The 17,739-nt window shown below is 42.2% G+C and carries 21 protein-coding genes and 2 pseudogenes; all 23 read right to left on the minus strand.

Annotated elements, in window-relative coordinates:
• Positions 1–138: 138 nt before the first annotated feature.
• Positions 139–1,116: an ABC transporter permease gene (locus AC075L_RS21630; RefSeq protein ID WP_476388199.1), complete on the minus strand. Its 978-nt coding sequence runs from the start codon at positions 1,114–1,116 to the stop codon at positions 139–141.
• Positions 1,109–2,218, minus strand: coding sequence for an ABC transporter permease (locus AC075L_RS21635; protein ID WP_476388200.1), 1,110 nt, complete (start codon positions 2,216–2,218; stop codon positions 1,109–1,111). Before AC075L_RS21635 ends, AC075L_RS21630 begins: the two co-directional genes overlap by 8 nt.
• Positions 2,154–2,795: an ABC transporter permease gene (locus AC075L_RS21640; protein WP_476388201.1), complete on the minus strand. Its 642-nt coding sequence runs from the start codon at positions 2,793–2,795 to the stop codon at positions 2,154–2,156. The genes AC075L_RS21635 and AC075L_RS21640 overlap by 65 nt, the downstream gene beginning before the upstream one ends.
• Positions 2,796–2,808: 13 nt before the next feature.
• On the minus strand, positions 2,809–3,474 hold the full coding sequence (locus tag AC075L_RS21645) for an ABC transporter ATP-binding protein (RefSeq protein WP_457799194.1): 666 nt from the start codon (positions 3,472–3,474) through the stop codon (positions 2,809–2,811).
• A 143-nt stretch (positions 3,475–3,617) separates the two neighbouring features.
• Positions 3,618–4,649: a sensor histidine kinase gene (locus AC075L_RS21650; RefSeq protein WP_476388202.1), complete on the minus strand. Its 1,032-nt coding sequence runs from the start codon at positions 4,647–4,649 to the stop codon at positions 3,618–3,620.
• Complete coding sequence (locus AC075L_RS21655) at positions 4,646–5,332, minus strand: response regulator transcription factor (RefSeq protein WP_457799196.1); 687 nt, start codon at positions 5,330–5,332, stop codon at positions 4,646–4,648. Before AC075L_RS21655 ends, AC075L_RS21650 begins: the two co-directional genes overlap by 4 nt.
• A gap of 61 nt (positions 5,333–5,393) precedes the next feature.
• Positions 5,394–5,570 carry a DNA-binding protein gene (locus tag AC075L_RS21660; protein WP_457799197.1) on the minus strand — a complete coding sequence of 59 codons (177 nt, stop codon included), beginning with the start codon at positions 5,568–5,570 and terminating at the stop codon, positions 5,394–5,396.
• Positions 5,571–5,691: 121 nt separating this feature from the next.
• A complete protein-coding gene (locus AC075L_RS21665; RefSeq protein ID WP_117502843.1) occupies positions 5,692–6,105 on the minus strand; it encodes a sigma-70 family RNA polymerase sigma factor in 414 nt (137 codons plus the stop codon).
• Positions 6,106–6,563: 458 nt separating this feature from the next.
• On the minus strand, positions 6,564–6,716 hold the full coding sequence (locus AC075L_RS21670; protein ID WP_158557390.1) for a hypothetical protein: 153 nt from the start codon (positions 6,714–6,716) through the stop codon (positions 6,564–6,566).
• A 14-nt stretch (positions 6,717–6,730) separates the two neighbouring features.
• The gene (locus tag AC075L_RS21675) at positions 6,731–7,972 is read right to left on the minus strand and encodes an ABC transporter permease (protein ID WP_121057052.1); all 1,242 of its coding nucleotides are present in this window, start codon (positions 7,970–7,972) and stop codon (positions 6,731–6,733) included.
• A gap of 1 nt (position 7,973) precedes the next feature.
• Positions 7,974–8,861: an ABC transporter ATP-binding protein gene (locus AC075L_RS21680; RefSeq protein WP_457799198.1), complete on the minus strand. Its 888-nt coding sequence runs from the start codon at positions 8,859–8,861 to the stop codon at positions 7,974–7,976.
• Positions 8,862–8,993: 132 nt separating this feature from the next.
• Positions 8,994–9,287, minus strand: coding sequence for an ATP-binding protein (locus AC075L_RS21685; RefSeq protein ID WP_476388203.1), 294 nt, complete (start codon positions 9,285–9,287; stop codon positions 8,994–8,996).
• On the minus strand, positions 9,250–10,056 hold the full coding sequence (locus tag AC075L_RS21690; protein WP_476388204.1) for a sensor histidine kinase: 807 nt from the start codon (positions 10,054–10,056) through the stop codon (positions 9,250–9,252). The genes AC075L_RS21685 and AC075L_RS21690 overlap by 38 nt, the downstream gene beginning before the upstream one ends.
• 16 nt (positions 10,057–10,072) lie before the next feature.
• Positions 10,073–10,579, minus strand: coding sequence for a VanZ family protein (locus tag AC075L_RS21695; RefSeq protein ID WP_117752390.1), 507 nt, complete (start codon positions 10,577–10,579; stop codon positions 10,073–10,075).
• Between the two features lie 11 nt (positions 10,580–10,590).
• The gene (vanR, locus tag AC075L_RS21700) at positions 10,591–11,286 is read right to left on the minus strand and encodes a VanR-ABDEGLN family response regulator transcription factor (protein ID WP_117752391.1); all 696 of its coding nucleotides are present in this window, start codon (positions 11,284–11,286) and stop codon (positions 10,591–10,593) included.
• 86 nt (positions 11,287–11,372) lie between these two features.
• Positions 11,373–11,552, minus strand: coding sequence for a helix-turn-helix domain-containing protein (locus AC075L_RS21705; RefSeq protein WP_457799199.1), 180 nt, complete (start codon positions 11,550–11,552; stop codon positions 11,373–11,375).
• Between the two features lie 121 nt (positions 11,553–11,673).
• Positions 11,674–12,087, minus strand: coding sequence for a sigma-70 family RNA polymerase sigma factor (locus tag AC075L_RS21710; protein WP_117502843.1), 414 nt, complete (start codon positions 12,085–12,087; stop codon positions 11,674–11,676).
• A gap of 437 nt (positions 12,088–12,524) precedes the next feature.
• Positions 12,525–12,986 carry a hypothetical protein gene (locus tag AC075L_RS21715; protein ID WP_117502842.1) on the minus strand — a complete coding sequence of 154 codons (462 nt, stop codon included), beginning with the start codon at positions 12,984–12,986 and terminating at the stop codon, positions 12,525–12,527.
• A gap of 7 nt (positions 12,987–12,993) precedes the next feature.
• On the minus strand, positions 12,994–13,773 hold the full coding sequence (locus AC075L_RS21720; protein ID WP_457799200.1) for an ABC transporter permease: 780 nt from the start codon (positions 13,771–13,773) through the stop codon (positions 12,994–12,996).
• A 2-nt stretch (positions 13,774–13,775) separates the two neighbouring features.
• A complete protein-coding gene (locus AC075L_RS21725; RefSeq protein WP_457799201.1) occupies positions 13,776–14,561 on the minus strand; it encodes an ABC transporter permease in 786 nt (261 codons plus the stop codon).
• Positions 14,554–15,480: an ABC transporter ATP-binding protein gene (locus tag AC075L_RS21730; protein WP_007860248.1), complete on the minus strand. Its 927-nt coding sequence runs from the start codon at positions 15,478–15,480 to the stop codon at positions 14,554–14,556. The genes AC075L_RS21725 and AC075L_RS21730 overlap by 8 nt, the downstream gene beginning before the upstream one ends.
• Positions 15,481–15,616: 136 nt before the next feature.
• Positions 15,617–16,535, minus strand: a pseudogene (locus AC075L_RS21735) (sensor histidine kinase).
• 5 nt (positions 16,536–16,540) lie between these two features.
• Positions 16,541–17,020, minus strand: a pseudogene (locus AC075L_RS21740) (response regulator transcription factor); the annotation flags it as partial.
• Positions 17,021–17,739 lie beyond the last annotated feature (719 nt).

A 17,739-nucleotide genomic window follows, 5' to 3' on the forward strand; every position in this document is an offset into this window, starting at 1 on the left:
AAAATTTCCGCTAAATTCGGCCCCAAATGTCACAAGTTCGTGACATTTGAAAAACCGGGAGAAAAATCCCCCGGTTTTCCGCGTCCCACAGCCGCATACGACGGCGCAGGAAGTATTCACTTGATATGGCTGCGCCTGTTATTCATTTACCCGAAGCCGCTCTACGACACTCCGATTGTTAAGGAGTCGGAGTGCAACAACCGGAACGATAAACGCCAGTACCAGAAAGAGAACCAGCATAATCAGCGCAGGCAGCAAGGTTATCTGGAATGTCATCATCATACTGGTAGGACCGTTTTCTACAAATGCTCTTAGCAATGTCATGCCAAGTGTCGCCGCAACTAATGTGCCGACAATCCCTGCCAGAAGCACATAGGAGAAACTTTCCGAAATCATCATTTTTCGGAGCTGCCGGTTCGTCATACCAATGCTCTGCATAGTGGCAAACTCATGACGGCGGGTAACGATATTGGTCATAACCAGATTGATGAAGTTGATCAGCCCCACCAGGGCAAATATAGCGCCGATCACTCCGCCAATCAGCAGGACAACATTTTTTACACTGGAAACAGTAGCCTTCATCGTCAAGATAGAGGTATAGGAAACATCTGTATCCTGCGCCAAATGGTTTTCCATCTCCTGCTGGTACTGTTCCTCTACATCAAAGAGAAAACCGTACAAGGTAGGAGTTTCATAAATCTCTTTGAACTTCTTTTCTGACATATAGATCAATGGACTGTCTATTATTTGTGAGATATTTGAACCGCCCCCAGTCAAAGTCGTTTCGCCTTTAGTAGCTGCGACTTTAGCGATAATGGTAAATTCCTCGGTGGGAGTTCCATTTTCATAAAATTGAATAGTATCTCCAACTGATAAACCCCGATAAAAGGAACTGTCTGCCCCGCCAGCCAACTTGCCCTTATCACCATATTGGGCCATTAAAATTACATTGTTTCCATTCCAAAGTTTCTCTTTCAGGACAGACAAATCGGTTTCTCCCTCGATAATATCCATCTTGTTCAAAATATTTTCAGAGAAGCCGTACACATTTCCAAGAGGGTGGTTATCCGCAGTCAGGACAGCAGAGTCCCTTTCTGTTCCTGTTTGGTTAGACACCTAAGTTAAGGTGTTCCGGCACCATTCGTTGCTCCTTATTTGTATTATCAACCACATAGGGCGTTCCCCAGTCGCAGGAGACATGGTCATCTTCAAAAGTGTTCCGGTACAGGTAGGCTTCGTTTGTAACTCCAGGCTGTGCCTTGATTTCCTCTACCGCTTTCTCTGGAACAGCACTATTATGCCCAAAGTCATTTCCAAACGCCGCTTGAATGCCGGGGCTATATACCATAAAATCACTTCGGGTATGTTTTTCGATATAGGCATCTTCATCAAAGCTGCCGCTGAAAATAAACACCGAGTTCAGGAGAACAATGCTCAAAGTCAGAGAAATCACAATAAAGACCGTCCGGCGCTTATTGCGCTGAAGATTTGCCTTCGCCATACGGGGAATAACTGCTCCGGCATCTATCTTTTTTCGCTTTATGGAAACGGTATCCTTCTCTACATAGCGGATAGCCTCGATAGGTGACACACGGGAAGCTTTCTTTACCGACTTTCTGGTGCTGATATAAACCGTAAGCCCGGAGAACAGGATCGCACCTGCGATAATGCCCAAATATGGAAGTGTGCTGACCTCAATGTTTTTACCGCTATAATCGGCTGCAAACATCTGGAGTGCCGCAGGAAGAATACTGCGTCCGAGCAGGATGCCAAAAAACAGGCCAAATGGTGTTCCAATCAGGAACAGGTACAGCGCCTGCCGGTTGACCAAACGCTTGATCTGCTGGGAAGTAGTCCCCACCGTCCGTAGCAGGCCATACTGCCGAATATCGTTGGTAACTGCAATCTCGAATACATTGTAGATCAGCAGATACCCACAGAACATGAATAGGACGCCAAATACACCTGCTACCAGCCACATGATAGAGCCGCCGCTGTTGTTGGAAAGGAAAGTGTTGGGGGCTACACGGACATAATTCTCAGCACTTCTATCGTCTGGATTACCGCCAATGCTACGGACAAACTCCGAGATGCGCTCCTTTACCATGGAGCTATCCCGCATGATCACATCAGCATCATAAATGCCACAACCCTCACGCCCTTGGGCAATTTCGTTCATCATCTCCGGATTTTCTTCCATGAAGGCTTTGGGAAACAATGACTGATTCCGATTTTCCGTTTGGTGTGTCGTAAATACCGGATACAATCATATCAAAATGATACATCTGGCCGCTTTGACGATTCTTAAATTCGATAGGAATTTCTGCCCCAATTTTTTCTTCGATGTTCAAATCATTCAGAATGTTGGCAGAAACCAAAACCTCATTTGCTTTTTGGGGCGCAGAACCTGTGCGCGGCGTCTGCATCCGAAGCTCCAACTGGGGCTGATCTGCGTAATCAATTTCCGCAAATATCCGGTTGGTGTTGGTCATAATCTCAATAGGTACCCAACAGCCCACCTTTTCAAACATGGAGTTTTCTTTTAACTGCTGGAATTGTTCTTCGGAAAGACCCTGTACCAGCGCATCCGCACCAGTGCCGATCATCTTTGCCATGTTGTATTCCAGCGTTCCCTTGGCTCCCATGCCAATGGTCAGGACTGCCGTAAAGAGAAAGGTTGTCAGGGCAATCGCAATGACCGCAATCACATTCCGCATTTTGTTGCTGCGGAAGCTGCGGTTTGCCAGCTTTTTGATGACAGCCTTGTTGTTATTGCCAAATAGAATGTCATTCATAGTCCCTCCCCCTTTACTGCACGATCTTACCATCCTCGATCCGAATGATGCGGTCAGCAAGCTGGGCGATCTCACTGTTATGGGTAATCATCACAAGGGTCTGGTGGAATTTCTGGCTGGTTGTTTTCAGAAGCCCCAGCACATCGGCACTGGTCTTGCTGTCCAGATTGCCGGTAGGTTCATCAGCCAAAACAATAGCGGGCTTTGACACCAAGGCGCGGGCAATGGCTACGCGCTGCTGCTGGCCGCCGGAGAGGTTATTGGGCATATTGTTCAGCTTATCCTCAAGCCCCAGCATCTGAACAACTTCTTTCATAAACTGCTTGTCTACCTTGTTTCCGTCCAGTTCCACAGGCAGCACAATGTTTTCAAAGACATTCAGCACTGGCACCAGATTGTAGTTCTGGAAGATAAAGCCGATCTTTCTTCTGCGGAAAACAGTCAGTTCCTCGTCTTTGAGTTTGGACAACTCCTTGCCATCCACGACCACCTGGCCGGAGGTGGGCACATCCAATCCGCCTATCATGTTCAGCAGCGTGGATTTACCGCTACCGGAGGTTCCCACGATGGCTACAAATTCGCCCTTTTCTATGGAGAGGGTCACACCATCCAAGGCTCTGGTAATGTTCGGCTCTGTGCCATAATATTTTTTCAGTTCAGTCGTTTGCAAAATGCTCATAAAGAACACCATCCTTTCTTTTTGATAAACCCATTGTAACGACCAAACCTCACAGAAATGTCACGAGCCACAAAAAATTTCCGTTAAATTCGGCCCCAAATGTCACAAGTCTGTGACATTTCAATTTTGGGGGCGAGTCGGCGCTACTTTCGGAGCAGGAAAACAGAAAAGGTTGAGCCTTTCCCAACTTCCGATGCCACCCGGATATAGCCGCCCTGCAAGGTCACAATCTCACGGGCCAGATACAGGCCAATCCCAATACCGTCCACATCATGCACCGCATCTTCCCGGTAAAACCGTTTGAAAATCGTCCCTTGGTGCTGTTCTGAGATGCCAATGCCGGTATCTGCAATGTCGATCTTCACATACATTTCCCAGCCTTCCACCGACACACGGATCTGCCCGCCTGCCGGGGTGTATTTCACAGCATTATCCAGAATGTTGAACAGGGCTTCGCTTGTCCATTTTCTATCATGGCGCGCATCCAAATGCTCCGGGCATTCCACCTGCACATCTATCTGTTTCTTTTCGGCATTGAGCAAAATCCCGCCCAGGGCAGCGGCAAGGGTATCGTAAACCGGCTGCTGTCTCTGCTCCAGCGAAATGACTCCCGTTTCCAGGCGGGAGGTTTTAATCATGGCTTGCATGAGGAAGTCCAGCTTATCAAGCTGGCTGGCCTGGGCTGTCAGAAATTCCTTTTGCTTCTGCGGGGGAACCTCGTTTTCAAGCAGCGTGTTGTTGATCATCTTCAAGTTGGCAATCGGGGTCTTGACCTGATGGGAGATGTCGGAGATCAGCTCTTGCAGGTCAGCCCGTTCCTTTGCGATGCTGTTTCTATTTTCCTGCATGACCTCGTACAGCCGCCCCAGCCGGTAGTTGATTTTATAGAACAGGCTTTCTTCCTCGACCGTCTGCTTGGGCTGCATATCCCCGGAGAGCATATCATCCATCTGACCACAAAAGGCATCGGAGAACCGGACCAGCTTCCGGCGGATCAGGGCCACAAAGAAGATAAGGCAGAGCAGTACAAAGAGACTGAACAGGAACACACACCGGACAGCGGTTATATTCTGGGTCAGCAGATACACAGCGGTGCAGACTGCACCAACTGCCAGCAGCAGAAGCGTTCCCAAAAGGATGCAGGCTTTGTTGATGGAGAGTTTTCGCATATTCATTTCGGTGTCCCTCCAATCCACATATAGCCCATACCGTACACCGTCTTGATGTACTGGCGGCCCTCCGTTTCAATTTTGTTCCGCACCCGGCTGATGGCCGCAGTCAGGGCGTGTTCATCCACAAAGTTCCCATCGGCATCCCACAGTTTTTCAAGCAACACCTGTCTGGTCAAAACATTCTGCGGGTTTTTGGTCAGGATTTTCAGCAACCGGTATTCTAATGGAGTGAACACCAGTGGCTTACCGGACAGGGAAGCAGTCATCTCTGAGAAATTGATGGACAGCGCACCATCCTCATAGCTATCCCCGCCGCCAGACTGTTTTGCCAGCCTCCCCAGCACCACAGACAGCTTCTTTTGAAAGACGCTCATGGGAAATGGCTTGGTCACATAGTCCTCTGCGCCCAGCTCATAGCCTTTGAGCATATCGCTCTCCATATCATTTGCGGTCAGGAAGATCACCGCCGTATCCGGCCGGCGCTCCTTTACCTCACGGCAGAAATCAAAGCCATTCCCATCCGGCAGGTTTACATCCAGTACGATCAGGTCATAGTCCTGCCTGGTCAGAAAGTTGCTGGCTGCTGATTTTGTCAATGCAGAGTCCACGACATAGCCCGCGGTATCCAGGTTATAGCACAAAGTATTATTCAAAAGTCGGTCATCCTCGACTACTAAAATTCGCATTGTATCACACTCCTTCATTTTTAGTGTAGCATCCAAATGTCACAGAAACCTCACGAGAGGATTATTTTTTTGTATTTTTGAAACGACGGTCTGCCGGTTTCTCCGCATCCTTGGGAATCAGCCAAATGGTAGCCATCTTTACAGCGCCGGGGATACGCCCACCGGCATACAAATAATTGATCTGACTTGGGGTAACATCCCATTTTTCACTTGCTTCTTTCAGCGTCATATAATCCATATAGTTTCCCCCCAATATGGTTTATTATATTTCCTTTGCTCGAAGAATACAAGCTTGCAAATGGGGCGCAAGGCCCTGTGCCAGAAGCACTTTGAGACCTTACGCCCATTGCTATTCTATCCTAAAAATACTTTGCCAGTTGCTTCAGACCGCGCCGGATACTGTCACGGACACGGCTTGGGTCTACACCCTCCGCTGCGGCGATCTCACTCACGCGCATACCCAGGTAATACCGGGCATAGATCCGCTTAGCCTGCTTCTCCGGCAGAGCCATCACAGCGGCATAAAGCTGCTCCCGCAGCTGCTTTTCCTCCAGAAGCATTTCCGGTGTCTGGGGCTTCATCAGAATCGCATTTTCAATGCCGTTGTCGCAGTCCAGGGAGTAGTACGCCTTATAGCGATACATCCTCCGGTCATAAGCAGCTTCCGCACGCTCAGCGGTTCGGATCGTCTCCAGCACATCTTCTGTTACTTCTACAAAGTAATCATTTTTATAAATATCGGGATATAAGTCCCTAAGATTGACTTTCTTCATTATGTACCTCCATTTCAATTCACGGGCGATTGACGAGTGAACCGAACGGAGGTGGGGAACGGCAGCGGTATACTTTGGGAGCTTTCCTGAAAAAGCAGCAATAGAAAACGCCAGCTCTCCATAAAGAGAAACTGGCGCAACAAAAAAACTCATTATTCTGCTGATTTAGATAGAATGATAATGCCGATTGGCAATCAGATTTCCCCGGAGGTGGAGCAAGGCTTTTTTTAGTTGGTGCAGATCATGGATATTATGAAAAAAAGCGAAAATAGACAAGGCGGCATCCTCCTTTATGCCGCCCCTGCTAATTGCATGAGGTCATTGTGTTTCTGCTTAGAGCAAAAAGAAACGGCGGCTCTGAATTTTTCAAAGCCACCGAAAGATAATATTAGGCGTGTTAATAGGTCTGCTTTACGACGGCTTTTTTTCTTTTGCCGTCGTCCGGCAGATTAGATAGATTATTTTCCTTTTTTCTTTTTATCATCAAGAGATTTTTTCAAAATATCTTGATTGATACGTTCCAGTAACCTATCGGGGTCAGATAAGGTAATATTCTCAGCAACATTATTCAAAGAACGTTTTATCAACTTATCTAAATCATCATTATTCATGCCCGAACACCTCCTCATGCCACTTGATGTTTACAGTAGGAACGAACTGCAAGAAACAAAAAAATTGGAACTTCAATCGCTGCGGAAATTAAAATTATATGTGGTGTCCAAAAACTCATTCCACCAATATGCAAATAGTTAAAATTGATAAGCTGATACAGGAAATTGTTCTGCATCCCAATTCCAGCAGAGGGGAGAATGGCAGAAATCCAATTTACACCTAATGCTGTGTAAGCAAAAAACGGGACAAGGATTATAACAATGGAGATCAGCAACACCGACAGTGCATCTTTACACTTGGCGGATAGGAAAAGTGTGCAGCAAATGCAACTCACAATAGACAGCAACCCCGCCAGAGCAAGGTAAATTTGCAGTTGTCCCAAATTGATATTAGGCAGGTTGATAATGGAAAACAGCATTTGCATAGATGTTTCCAAACAATTTGTACCAAATGCTAAGTTTGAGATCAGTAGGTGTAGAGTAATCCCAACAGCAAATATCACGACCGAGATCGCACAAGATGCCAGTATTCTGCTAACTGCCAGTTTCAACCGACCATGCTTTGTACAGCGCAAGATGCTATCGGCCCCGCTCTGATACTCACCAGAAAAAGCAGGAGCTGTAATGGCAACACACAAAATCGCCAGAACCATGATATAAAGTTCAATGTAATCAAAAGCATCTCTGGAAAGCCCTGCATAAAGCTGGAATGGCGTATCAACCTCGGCGTACTTGTCTATGCTCTGTTGCTGCGCTTTTGGATGGTTTCGCTGCTCATTTTTCATAACATCTGATAAATGGGTAGCACAACGCTGATAATAGTTTTGTGCGACATCTTCCGGATCAATATCCATAAGGTCAGCTCCAATTCCAGTCAGCGGATCAGCATACAGTTCTGGCAACGCTTTGAGTAATGGGCGAATAGGTACAATCTGTTTAACGCTGACAGAAACCGGGAATGTATCACTCTCCAGAGGGCCGTATTCATTTATTAAATCCTGATAAGTTTTCAATGCCTCACTTACTTTTTCTGGAGTAACTTCTCCATTTATAGCAGAATACAAATCTCGCTTAAATTCGATTGCCTCCATACCATCAAGTTCTGTTTTTGTTCCGTCTGGATTTGGACGATTGATGGACTCAAAAGCAATCGGCAGATATGCCATAGCAATGGACATAACCAGAGCCACAGCAAGTAAGATAAGTGTGCGTCGTGATTTCAGGACACGCTTTACTTCTAAACAAAATAAACGCATATTATTTTCCCTCCCTTTCGACATCTTCTTGTGGAAACAGCCATAAATACAAATCTTCCAAACGTGGTTCCGCAGGAATGGAACCCTTTACCTCGGAATGATCCGCGAGATAACGGATAGATATTTGATTATTGTCCTCGCCTCGCTGATTGATAATCCTCAGACGCATTTCATAGTCCATCATCTTATGGGCAGGAATTACACAACTCCATACTTTACCCTCAATCTGTTTTACCAACTCGTTTGTCGTTCCCACATCAATAATTTTTCCAGCTTTCATAATCGCATTACGAGTTGCGATATATTCAATATCAGAAACAATATGGGTGGAAATCAGAACAATACGGTTATGTGAAAATTCTGAAATGAAGTTTCTAAACCGCACCCTTTCTCCGGGATCAAGTCCTGCCGTTGGCTCATCCATAACAAGGATTTTAGGGTCATTCAGCATAGCCTGTGCAATTCCCACACGACGTTTCATACCGCCAGATAGTTTGGCAATCTTTTTTCCTTTCACATCGGAGAGGGTAAGAATATCAAGTAGCTGGTTGATTTTCTTTGTGGTTTCTCTGGGCGACACATCCTTTAATGCAGCGATATATTCTAGATAATCCTTGACCGTGAAATCGCGGGAATAGCCAAAATCCTGTGGCAAAAAGCCAAAGATATTGCGGTAATTTGCACCCATCTTGCGAATATCTTCTCCGTCAAAAGAAATGCTCCCATTGCTCGGTTCCATAATATCCGCAATCATCCGCATAAGTGTAGTTTTACCAGCTCCGTTTGCTCCCAACAACCCCCATACGCCGGTTGTCAATGTAAGGCTAACATCATCAACAGCCATCTTATCTTTAAACCGCTTGCTTATGTGTTCAATTTTCAGTTCCATAAATTTGCTCCTTTCGCTTAAACAAAAATCTGCCCTTGTTCAGTAACCATTGTACCGAACAAGGGCAGAACAATCTCAAAGATTGTGCAGGAAAATTCCTAAGTAATTCCTAAGATTAGCGTTCTAATTTTCCTAAGCTGAAATAGGCAACATAATCATAAAGGAAATAGTTTCATTTTTACTGGAAGCAGTAATCGTACCGCCATGCAGATGTATGATTTCTTCGGCAATCGAAAGCCCTAATCCTGCACCGCCTGTATCAGAAAGCCGTGCTTCATCCAAACGGCTGAATTTTTCAAATATGCTATCAAGCTGCTCCGGTGGAATTGTCTTGCCATGATTTTCAAAAATGATTTGAATATTACGGTCAGATTTCTTTGCTGATATGCTAATTTCTGTTTTTGGAGTAGCTATATGCAGCCGCATTTCTCAAAAGATTACTGAACACTCTTGCCAGTTTTTCAGGATCGCCGGTTACAGACAAATCATCATCCGCTTTGAAAACCACCGTATTGCCATTGGCGGACAGCGTTGGGTATATTTCGTCGATCACCTGTGCAATTAGACAGTGTAAATCTACGGTTTCCCTTTTCAGTACAACCGTATGTGCGTTGTATTTTGTTACCTCAAACAGTTCATTGATAAGTTTTTCAAGACGGTCTGCTTTATCAAGTGCCACCTTGATATACTTTTCCTTTTGATTTTCAGGCATATCCGGGGCCTCATGGAGCAAGCTCAAATAACCGATTACCGTTGTCAATGGGGTTCGTATGTCATGGGCCAGATACATGATAATTTCATTCTTTTTATCCTCGGCTTGTTTTGCCGCCTGTTTACTTAATAGAACAGACATTTTGATTTGGTTTAGCTGGTTTTCCAACTCTTTAAGTGGTTCCGATAAAGCCACCGCATGATCATTCTGTTCATAAACAGTTTGTGTTGCGGAAATTACCTCGTCCAAATATCCCCACGGTTTTTTCCAGAAATAATTAAAAATGCAAACAAAACCTATTATCAAGTAGATAATGAGAATCGCATCAATACGCAAATAGAGCCACGATAAGATACTGTTATTGAATTTTGAAAAAATGTAATCTAGCAGGATAACCAGTCCAAATCCCACCACAGTATATAAAACCAATGACAGGTACAAGTGCACACTAAGCCGCTTTTCCGTAGTCGTTCTTTTATTCAATATGGCGCACCTCCTATCAATTCAAAAACAAAATAAATGCCAAAAATCCAACAACAACGACACTTACAATAACAGCCAGAATGAAAAATAGTTTATCTGCTGTTTCTCTGTTTTTAAGCAATCGAGCCATCATACCATATAGAGCAAGTCCTAAAAGGCCACCCATGAAATTTGTAATCAGATCGGTGATGTCAGACCGTCCGATTGCTAAAACATATTGAGCCCCTTCCAACAGCAGGCTTGTTCCAGCAATGATAATCAGTTTACCATGAAACCGACATTTAGGCAGAAGCATTTGCAGATATATACCCATCGGAACGAAAATCAAAAGATTTTCAAGCACTTCTTTTAGGTGAAATGCTGTTCCAATTTCCTTGTCGTAATAAAACGGGATTAGATTTATACTTCTTACCGTGTCTAAATCATTGATATTGAATTGCAACTTGAATAATATTATCCAAACCAAAAGTGCCAGATAAATCAAAAAAAGAACTGGCACAAAAAATTTTTGCTTTTCTTTCATGTGTTCTCCTTTCAAATTTTATAGCCGACTCCCCAAATTGTTTTAATGTATTTTGGAGTATCAGAAGTATCTTTTAACTTTTCACGCAAATGCCGGATATGCACTGTGATAGTGCTACTGTTTTTGGAATAATATTCATCTTTCCATACTGCATGAAATAAATCTTCAATGCTTACAACTGTTCCGGCATTTTTCAACAAAACATTAAGAATTGAAAACTCGGTCGGAGTCAGTGACACATTTTCACCATCCAATAGACATTCATGAGTCTGTGTGTTCAATCGCAATTTATTGTATGAAAGTTCCGGCTGTATTTTTTCTACACTTGTGGCAGGAGAATATTTTTTGTAACGTCGCAGTTGTGCTTTCACTCTGGCAACTACTTCCAAAGGCCGAAACGGTTTTGTCACATAATCATCTGCTCCTAATGTCAGTCCTGTAATCTTATCCGTTTCCTCAATTTTAGCTGTCAGCATAATAATGGGATAAGTATATTTTTCACGAATAAGCTGGCACAGAGAAAAGCCGTCCATATCCGGGAGCATGACATCCAAAATGGCAAGATCAATATCTTCGTTTTCAATACATGGCATTGCGTCCTTAGCACAGTAATATTTATAAACAATGTAGTTTTCATTTTGCAGATAGACTTCTAACAAGTTTGCTATATCCCGTTCATCATCTATCACTAATATCTTTTCAGACATATTTTTTCAACTCCTTTTTGACTTCTTATTTGATTAAGTATAGCAGGAATAAAGTTTTCATTCTCAATGATTTACATGAGAAATTATTAAGATTTTCCTAATACTTTATAGCGCCTATCCATTGGTTGTTCTGCCTCTTTCGGGATCAGCCAAATGGTAGCCATTTTCACAGCGCCGGGGATACGCCCTCCGGCGCATAAATAATTGATCTGACTTGGGGTAACATCCCATTTTTCACTTGCTTCTTTCAGCGTCATATAATCCATATAGTTTCCCCCCAATATGGTTTATTATATTTCCTTTGCTCGAAGAATACAAGCTTGCAAATGGGGCGCAAGGCCCTGTGCCAGAAGCACTTTGAGACCTTACGCCCATTGCTATTCTATCCTAAAAATACTTTGCCAGTTGCTTCAGACCGCGCCGGATACTGTCACGGACACGGCTTGGGTCTACACCCTCCGCTGCGGCGATCTCACTCACGCGCATACCCAGGTAATACCGGGCATAGATCCGCTTAGCCTGCTTCTCCGGCAGAGCCATCACAGCGGCATAAAGCTGCTCCCGCAGCTGCTTTTCCTCCAGAAGCATTTCCGGTGTCTGGGGCTTCATCAGAATCGCATTTTCAATGCCGTTGTCGCAGTCCAGGGAGTAGTACGCCTTATAGCGATACATCCTCCGGTCATAAGCAGCTTCCGCACGCTCAGCGGTTCGGATCGTCTCCAGCACATCTTCTGTTACTTCTACAAAGTAATCATTTTTATAAATATCGGGATATAAGTCCCTAAGATTGACTTTCTTCATTATGTACCTCCATTTCAATTCACGGGCGATTGACGAGTGAATCGAAAGGAGGCGGGGATCGGCAGCGACATACTTCAGGAGCTTTCCTGAAAAATCGACAATAAAAAACGCCAGCTCCCCACAATGAGAAACTGGCACGACAAAAGCACCTACTATTTTGCTGATTTAGATGGAACGATAATGCCGATAGGAAGTCATACCTCTCCGGAGGAGGGGCAAGGCTTTTTTTAATTGGTGCAGCTCATGGGTGCTATGAATGACGAAAATTGACATGGCGGTATCCTCCCATATACCGCCCTCCTGATTGCATGAGAATCAGTCTGAAAATCAAAAAGAAACGGCGGCTCTGATCTTCTCAAAGCCGCCGCTTCATAGGCGCGTGGAAATGTGTCTGCTATACGACGGCTTTTTTTCTTTTGCCGTCGTCCGGCAGAATGTTATTCAATATTCAATTCAATGTTTCCAGTAAAGTCCTCACACTCAATGCCGATATAATTTCCACCATCAGGAAGTGTAATTGTGTCGCTATAAGTTCCGGTTGCTTCAATCAAAGTGACTGCTTCATCAGATCCAGAAATCCAAAATACTTTTGCAGTACCTTCCATAATCTCCAAAGTGCAATCAATAGACAACTCCTTACCGGCTTCTCTCTTTATGGAAGTTCCTCCGAACAAATACTCTGTATCTGAAAAATTCTCATAATCAGCCGTATAAGTTCCCGTATAATCATCAATCCCTTTTTCTTTTGTTCCTTCCAAAGATAACTTTCCTGTAAGTTCTATGGCTCCAGCCGACTGAACGATATTATTATAATGATCGAGAATTTCATCTTTTGAACAGCCAGAAATCATAAAACTTCCCAAAAGAACAAATGCCAATGCTAAAACTATTTTCTTCATAAAATCATCACCAGCCTTTCTTTGGTGCTACCTTTTTGGCCTTTTTCTTTGTTTGGGTTGCTTCTCGCTCTTTCATGCACAAAATCAAGATGGCAGAAATAACAACAGCAAGCACAAGACTGCAAGAACAGGTTCCGATATTCCAGTTGACTGCGGTATCATAGCTACGGTAGCCTACCATTCCGAGACTTGCGGTAATCGGATAAAGGTTTGCTAATGTCATATTTCCTGCGGCAAACATCCCTCCATATCCATAGACAAAAGCAATGATTACACCAACTAAAAAGCTGCCTGCCCTCCGACAAGTAAGGGCGATAATCGGCAGAACCGCAAGATATAAAAAGAAATTAACCGCGGTAATCTGCAAAATCGCTTTTAGAGCTAAGGAAACCTTAAAGCCGGGAAATCCCACAATCATTTCTGCAATGATTGTAAACAGGCTGCATATCAGTCCAAAAATAATAGACAATACGCCGCACACAATCAATTTTCCGGTCAGCAGTTTCTTAAAAGAGATCGGCACAGTTAGAATATTTTTCAATGTGTCATCCGTCTGCTCACGAGAAATCATATATCCAGCAATTAGGCTGATACACATCGGAAAAATCATGGACATATTGTTTTTGATGACCTGTTCTGTAAGATAGGCGAAATCCCAAACAGAACCATCATTCGCCATAGAGGTAAACAAAGTCAGCAGGACGGATAGGAGCATGAGCGCAACACCCGCCCAAAGAATATGATACCTTTTCAATTTATAAAATTCTGTTTTTACAATGCGAACCATGTTTATTCCCCCCTCTGCTTATATAATCTGTCAATCAGTAAGAACGAAACGATTGCCATGATCCCAAGAATGAATACAACTTGAAAGGTTGAAGGAATTAGCCCTGTCATTTGCTCCAAGTCCATTTTTATTCCATGAGCCGCCATATCTCCTGCACTCCAAAATGTAGTCAGTGGCGTGGGCAGAAGCCATAACATAGTTTTAGGAAGTGTGTCAAACAAAGCCGTAGCACTCATGTTCAGGACGCTGTAAAAGACACACAGCAAAATGGAAAATACATAGGTCTTACTGAAAAAGACAACAAGGACAATCAACGGGAGTGTTCCCGCCGTAATGAAAATTCCTGTTTCAACCGCTAAAAACAATTTATAGCCTATTCCATAAACTTCTAATGTTCCAAATCCGCAAAGAATTGTCGCAATGGTGGAAGCCACACAAAAAACAATTCCAAAGAGAAAGAGGACAATAATCTTTGCAAGCACCATTTGCGTGCTGGTTACGGGAATTGTACGCAGATTTTTGAATGTATCGTTGTCGCGTTCCATAAAGAACAGGATAGCGGCAATCACTCCGATAATGCAGGGCAGTAAAAACTGGATACCATATCCCAACACCATGTTAAATAGTCCGTCAAAAGCATCTGCCCGATCTGTATATCGCTCCATCATAGAGGGCGTTGTCATCAGATAAGTCAGCGGGAGTGGAAACAGGAAAGCAGCCAGAATAATCAGCGGAATAAATTTCTTCCGTTTCAATTTCAAAAATTCGCATTTGATTAGTTTAAGCAATTCCTTCGCCCCCTGTCACACGCTTGAAGTAATCTTCAAGACTTTCCTCACAAGTATGCGCCTCCGATACCTCCAATCCGTTTTCTACAAAGGCAGTTACAATTTTCCCCACAGGCAGATCAAGGTTGTGCAGGCGCAGATTGTGGTCGTCCTGTATGGAAAAATGGTTTTCATGGAAATTTCGTTCCAAAATTCTTGCCGCCTGCGCAGTATCAGAGAGTGTAAACCGGATATGCTTACTGCTTTTTTGCTCCAACTCAGCAAGGCTTTCTTCTTCCAGCAATGCGCCGTGGTCGATAATTCCAATATCGTCAGCCAGCAAGGAAATCTCCGAAAGAATGTGACTGGAAATCAAAATGGTTTTTCCTCTTGCGTCGCAAAGCTCCCGAATAAAGGATCGTACTTCTGCAATACCGATGGGATCGAGACCGTTGATCGGCTCATCCAAAATTAAAAGTTCCGGATCGTGCATAACAGCAAGGGCGATAGCAAGCCGCTGCTTCATACCAAGAGAATACTGTGAAAAGAGCTTTTTATCTTTGTAAGGCAATCCTACCAAATCCAGAGCGTCTTTGATGGCATGATTGTTTGGTACGCCCCGCAGAGTAGCAAAGATACGCAGGTTCTCTGTGCCGGTCAGATTGGGATAAAAGCCAGGGGACTCAATCAGACTGCCAATACGGGGCAACAGCTTCTTTTCATTCCCCTGTAAAGACTTTCCCCAGATTTTGACCTCCCCAGAAGTCGGCTTCGTTAAGCCCAACAGCATTTTCATGGTAGTAGTTTTTCCGGCTCCGTTTCTGCCCAGCAGACCATAAATTCTCCCACGCTTCACATGGATATTTAAGTCAGCCACACTCTTTTGCGAGCCGTATTGCTTCGTCAGATTTTTTGTTTCAATGATGTAATTGGTATCCATATTCAAAACCTCCTGTTCTGTAAGGTATTCTATCACGCCAACCTTGCATTCAACCTTGCCGCAACCTTGCATTAACCTTGCAATTTGAAATCCGGCAAAAATGACAAAGGTTCCCGCCATAAAGACGGGAACCCGCTTAAATCTCCAAAGGAAAAAGCAACATAAATTCAGTTCCTTCTCCCGGAAAACTTTCAACTGTTATGCTTCCACCCATCTTTTCTACAAGCTGATGGACAATAGAAAGGCCAAGTCCGCTGCCTTTTTCGGAGCGTCCTTTATCACATTTATAAAGCCGTTCAAAAATGTGTTTCAAATCGTCTTTTTCAATCCCCACACCATTATCCGCCAGCAGCAGCTCCATGTGATTTCCCTGCTTTGACAGGGCAATTTTAATTTTGTCCGCATGGCTGTGAGCAATTACATTTTGAATGAGATTATTGATGATCCTCATATAGCTGTCCATATCCAATCTTACCCGGACAGGCTGTTCGGGAATATCAATGTCATAATCAACCTGTTTATCCTCAAAAATCGGTATCCAGTCGATCAGGATATTTCTTGTCAGCTCTGCGGCCTCAATGCTCTGCGATCTCCAAAGCAAACTCGTTGGAATTTAACTTGAACCAGTCAAAGAGTACATCAATATATTCTTTCAGATCGTGAGCTTTCCGGTGGGCGGTTTCGATATAATCATCCCGGTCTTTTCCTGTGACCAGTCCTTTGTGTGCAGCGTCAAGATACCCAATCAGAGTGGTAAGGGGCGTCCGAACATCGTGGGAAAGGCTCGTCATAAGCTGGCGGTTGGTTTCTTCTGTCTGCCGTACAATCGAAAGTCTGCCTTCATAGGACACAACGATTTCATTGATTTCATAGGCAAGAGGTGCGGTCAGTTCATTTGTTGCAGACAGAATACGCCGGTTGCCATTTCCGTTTTTCACATCAACCAGTGCATCGGTCATTTCTGCAATTTGCTTTTTTACGCGCCGAACGAGAACGATGGAAGTCAATACAGCCACAACAGCAATCACAATGGACAAGAAAACGATGATTTCCATACCAGCTACACCTCCTTATTAAAGCGGTAGCCAATCCCTTTGACCGTTTGTATATATTTTGGGCTTGAAGGATTGACTTCTATTTTTTTACGAAGCCGGCTGATAATCGCCATAATGTTACTGTCATCATAGAAATATTCTTCGCCCCAAACTTCCTCATAAATCTGCTGTTTTGTCAAAATTTTCCCTTGATGTTTTGCACAGTACAGGAGCAGATCAAATTCCTTTGGCGGAAGTTCAAAAGTGCCATTTTCCGTCGTAACAGAACGATTTTCAAGGTCAATTTGCAATCCATCAAAATCCAGTTTTTGCACAGCTCCGGCTTGATGATTAAAGCGGGTGTAGCGGCGAATGAGGGACGCAATACGGGCAATCAGTTCGTCCATATCAAACGGTTTTGTCAGATAATCGTCCGCCCCGGCCCGTAAGCCCCGCACTTTAGAAATGCTGTCATTTTTGGATGTAAACATCAAAATAGTTTTTTTTTTTTTTTTTTTTTTTTTTTTTTTTTTTTTTTTTTTTTTTTTTTTTTTTTTTTTTTTTTTTTTTTTTTTTTTTTTTTTTTTTTTTTTTTTTTTTTTTTTTTTTTTTTTTTTTTTTTTTTTTTTTTTTTTTTTTTTTTTTTTTTTTTTTTTTTTTTTTTTTTTTTTTTTTTTTTTTTTTTTTTTTTTTTTTTTTTTTTTTTTTTTTTTTTTTTTTTTTTTTTTTTTTTTTTTTTTTTTAAAAAAAAAAAAAAAAAAAAAAAAAAAAAAAAAAAAAAAAAAAAAAAAAAAAAAAAAAAAAAAAAAAAAAAAAAAAAAAAAAAAAAAAAAAAAAAAAAAAAAAAAAAAAAAAAAAAAAAAAAAAAAAAAAAAAAAAAAAAAAAAAAAAAAAAAAAAAAAAAAAAAAAAAAAAAAAAAAAAAAAAAAAAAAAAAAAAAAAAAAAAAAAAAAAAAAAAAAAAAAAAAAAAAAAAAAAAAAAAAAAAAAAAAAAAAAAAAAAAAAAAAAAAAAAAAAAAAAAAAAAAAAAAAAAAAAAAAAAAAAAAAAAAAAAAAAAAAAAAAAAAAAAAAAAAAAAAAAAAAAAAAAAAAAAAAAAAAAAAAAAAAAAAAAAAAAAAAAAAAAAAAAAAAAAAAAAAAAAAAAAAAAAAAAAAAAAAAAAAAAAAAAAAAAAAAAAAAAAAAAAAAAAAAAAAAAAAAAAAAAAAAAAAAAAAAAAAAAAAAA

This window comes from Blautia sp. ZXY-1-B12 (assembly GCF_056339915.1).

Bases quoted from the DNA above. Each gene is read 5' to 3' on its own strand.
- AC075L_RS21660 (WP_457799197.1), bottom strand. From the start codon at position 5,570: ATGGATTATATGACGCTGAAAGAAGCAAGTGAAAAATGGGATGTTACC.
- AC075L_RS21705 (WP_457799199.1), bottom strand. From the start codon at position 11,552: ATGGATTATATGACGCTGAAAGAAGCAAGTGAAAAATGGGATGTTACC.
- AC075L_RS21720 (WP_457799200.1), bottom strand. From the start codon at position 13,773: ATGGTTCGCATTGTAAAAACAGAATTTTATAAATTGAAAAGGTATCAT.
- AC075L_RS21670 (WP_158557390.1), bottom strand. From the start codon at position 6,716: ATGAATAATGATGATTTAGATAAGTTGATAAAACGTTCTTTGAATAAT.
- AC075L_RS21715 (WP_117502842.1), bottom strand. From the start codon at position 12,986: ATGAAGAAAATAGTTTTAGCATTGGCATTTGTTCTTTTGGGAAGTTTT.
- AC075L_RS21650 (WP_476388202.1), bottom strand. From the start codon at position 4,649: ATGAATATGCGAAAACTCTCCATCAACAAAGCCTGCATCCTTTTGGGA.
- AC075L_RS21645 (WP_457799194.1), bottom strand. From the start codon at position 3,474: ATGAGCATTTTGCAAACGACTGAACTGAAAAAATATTATGGCACAGAG.
- AC075L_RS21665 (WP_117502843.1), bottom strand. From the start codon at position 6,105: ATGAAGAAAGTCAATCTTAGGGACTTATATCCCGATATTTATAAAAAT.
- AC075L_RS21675 (WP_121057052.1), bottom strand. From the start codon at position 7,972: ATGCGTTTATTTTGTTTAGAAGTAAAGCGTGTCCTGAAATCACGACGC.
- AC075L_RS21680 (WP_457799198.1), bottom strand. From the start codon at position 8,861: ATGGAACTGAAAATTGAACACATAAGCAAGCGGTTTAAAGATAAGATG.
- AC075L_RS21730 (WP_007860248.1), bottom strand. From the start codon at position 15,480: ATGGATACCAATTACATCATTGAAACAAAAAATCTGACGAAGCAATAC.
- AC075L_RS21685 (WP_476388203.1), bottom strand. From the start codon at position 9,287: ATGCGGCTGCATATAGCTACTCCAAAAACAGAAATTAGCATATCAGCA.
- AC075L_RS21695 (WP_117752390.1), bottom strand. From the start codon at position 10,579: ATGAAAGAAAAGCAAAAATTTTTTGTGCCAGTTCTTTTTTTGATTTAT.
- AC075L_RS21640 (WP_476388201.1), bottom strand. From the start codon at position 2,795: ATGAATGACATTCTATTTGGCAATAACAACAAGGCTGTCATCAAAAAG.
- AC075L_RS21710 (WP_117502843.1), bottom strand. From the start codon at position 12,087: ATGAAGAAAGTCAATCTTAGGGACTTATATCCCGATATTTATAAAAAT.
- vanR (WP_117752391.1), bottom strand. From the start codon at position 11,286: ATGTCTGAAAAGATATTAGTGATAGATGATGAACGGGATATAGCAAAC.
- AC075L_RS21655 (WP_457799196.1), bottom strand. From the start codon at position 5,332: ATGCGAATTTTAGTAGTCGAGGATGACCGACTTTTGAATAATACTTTG.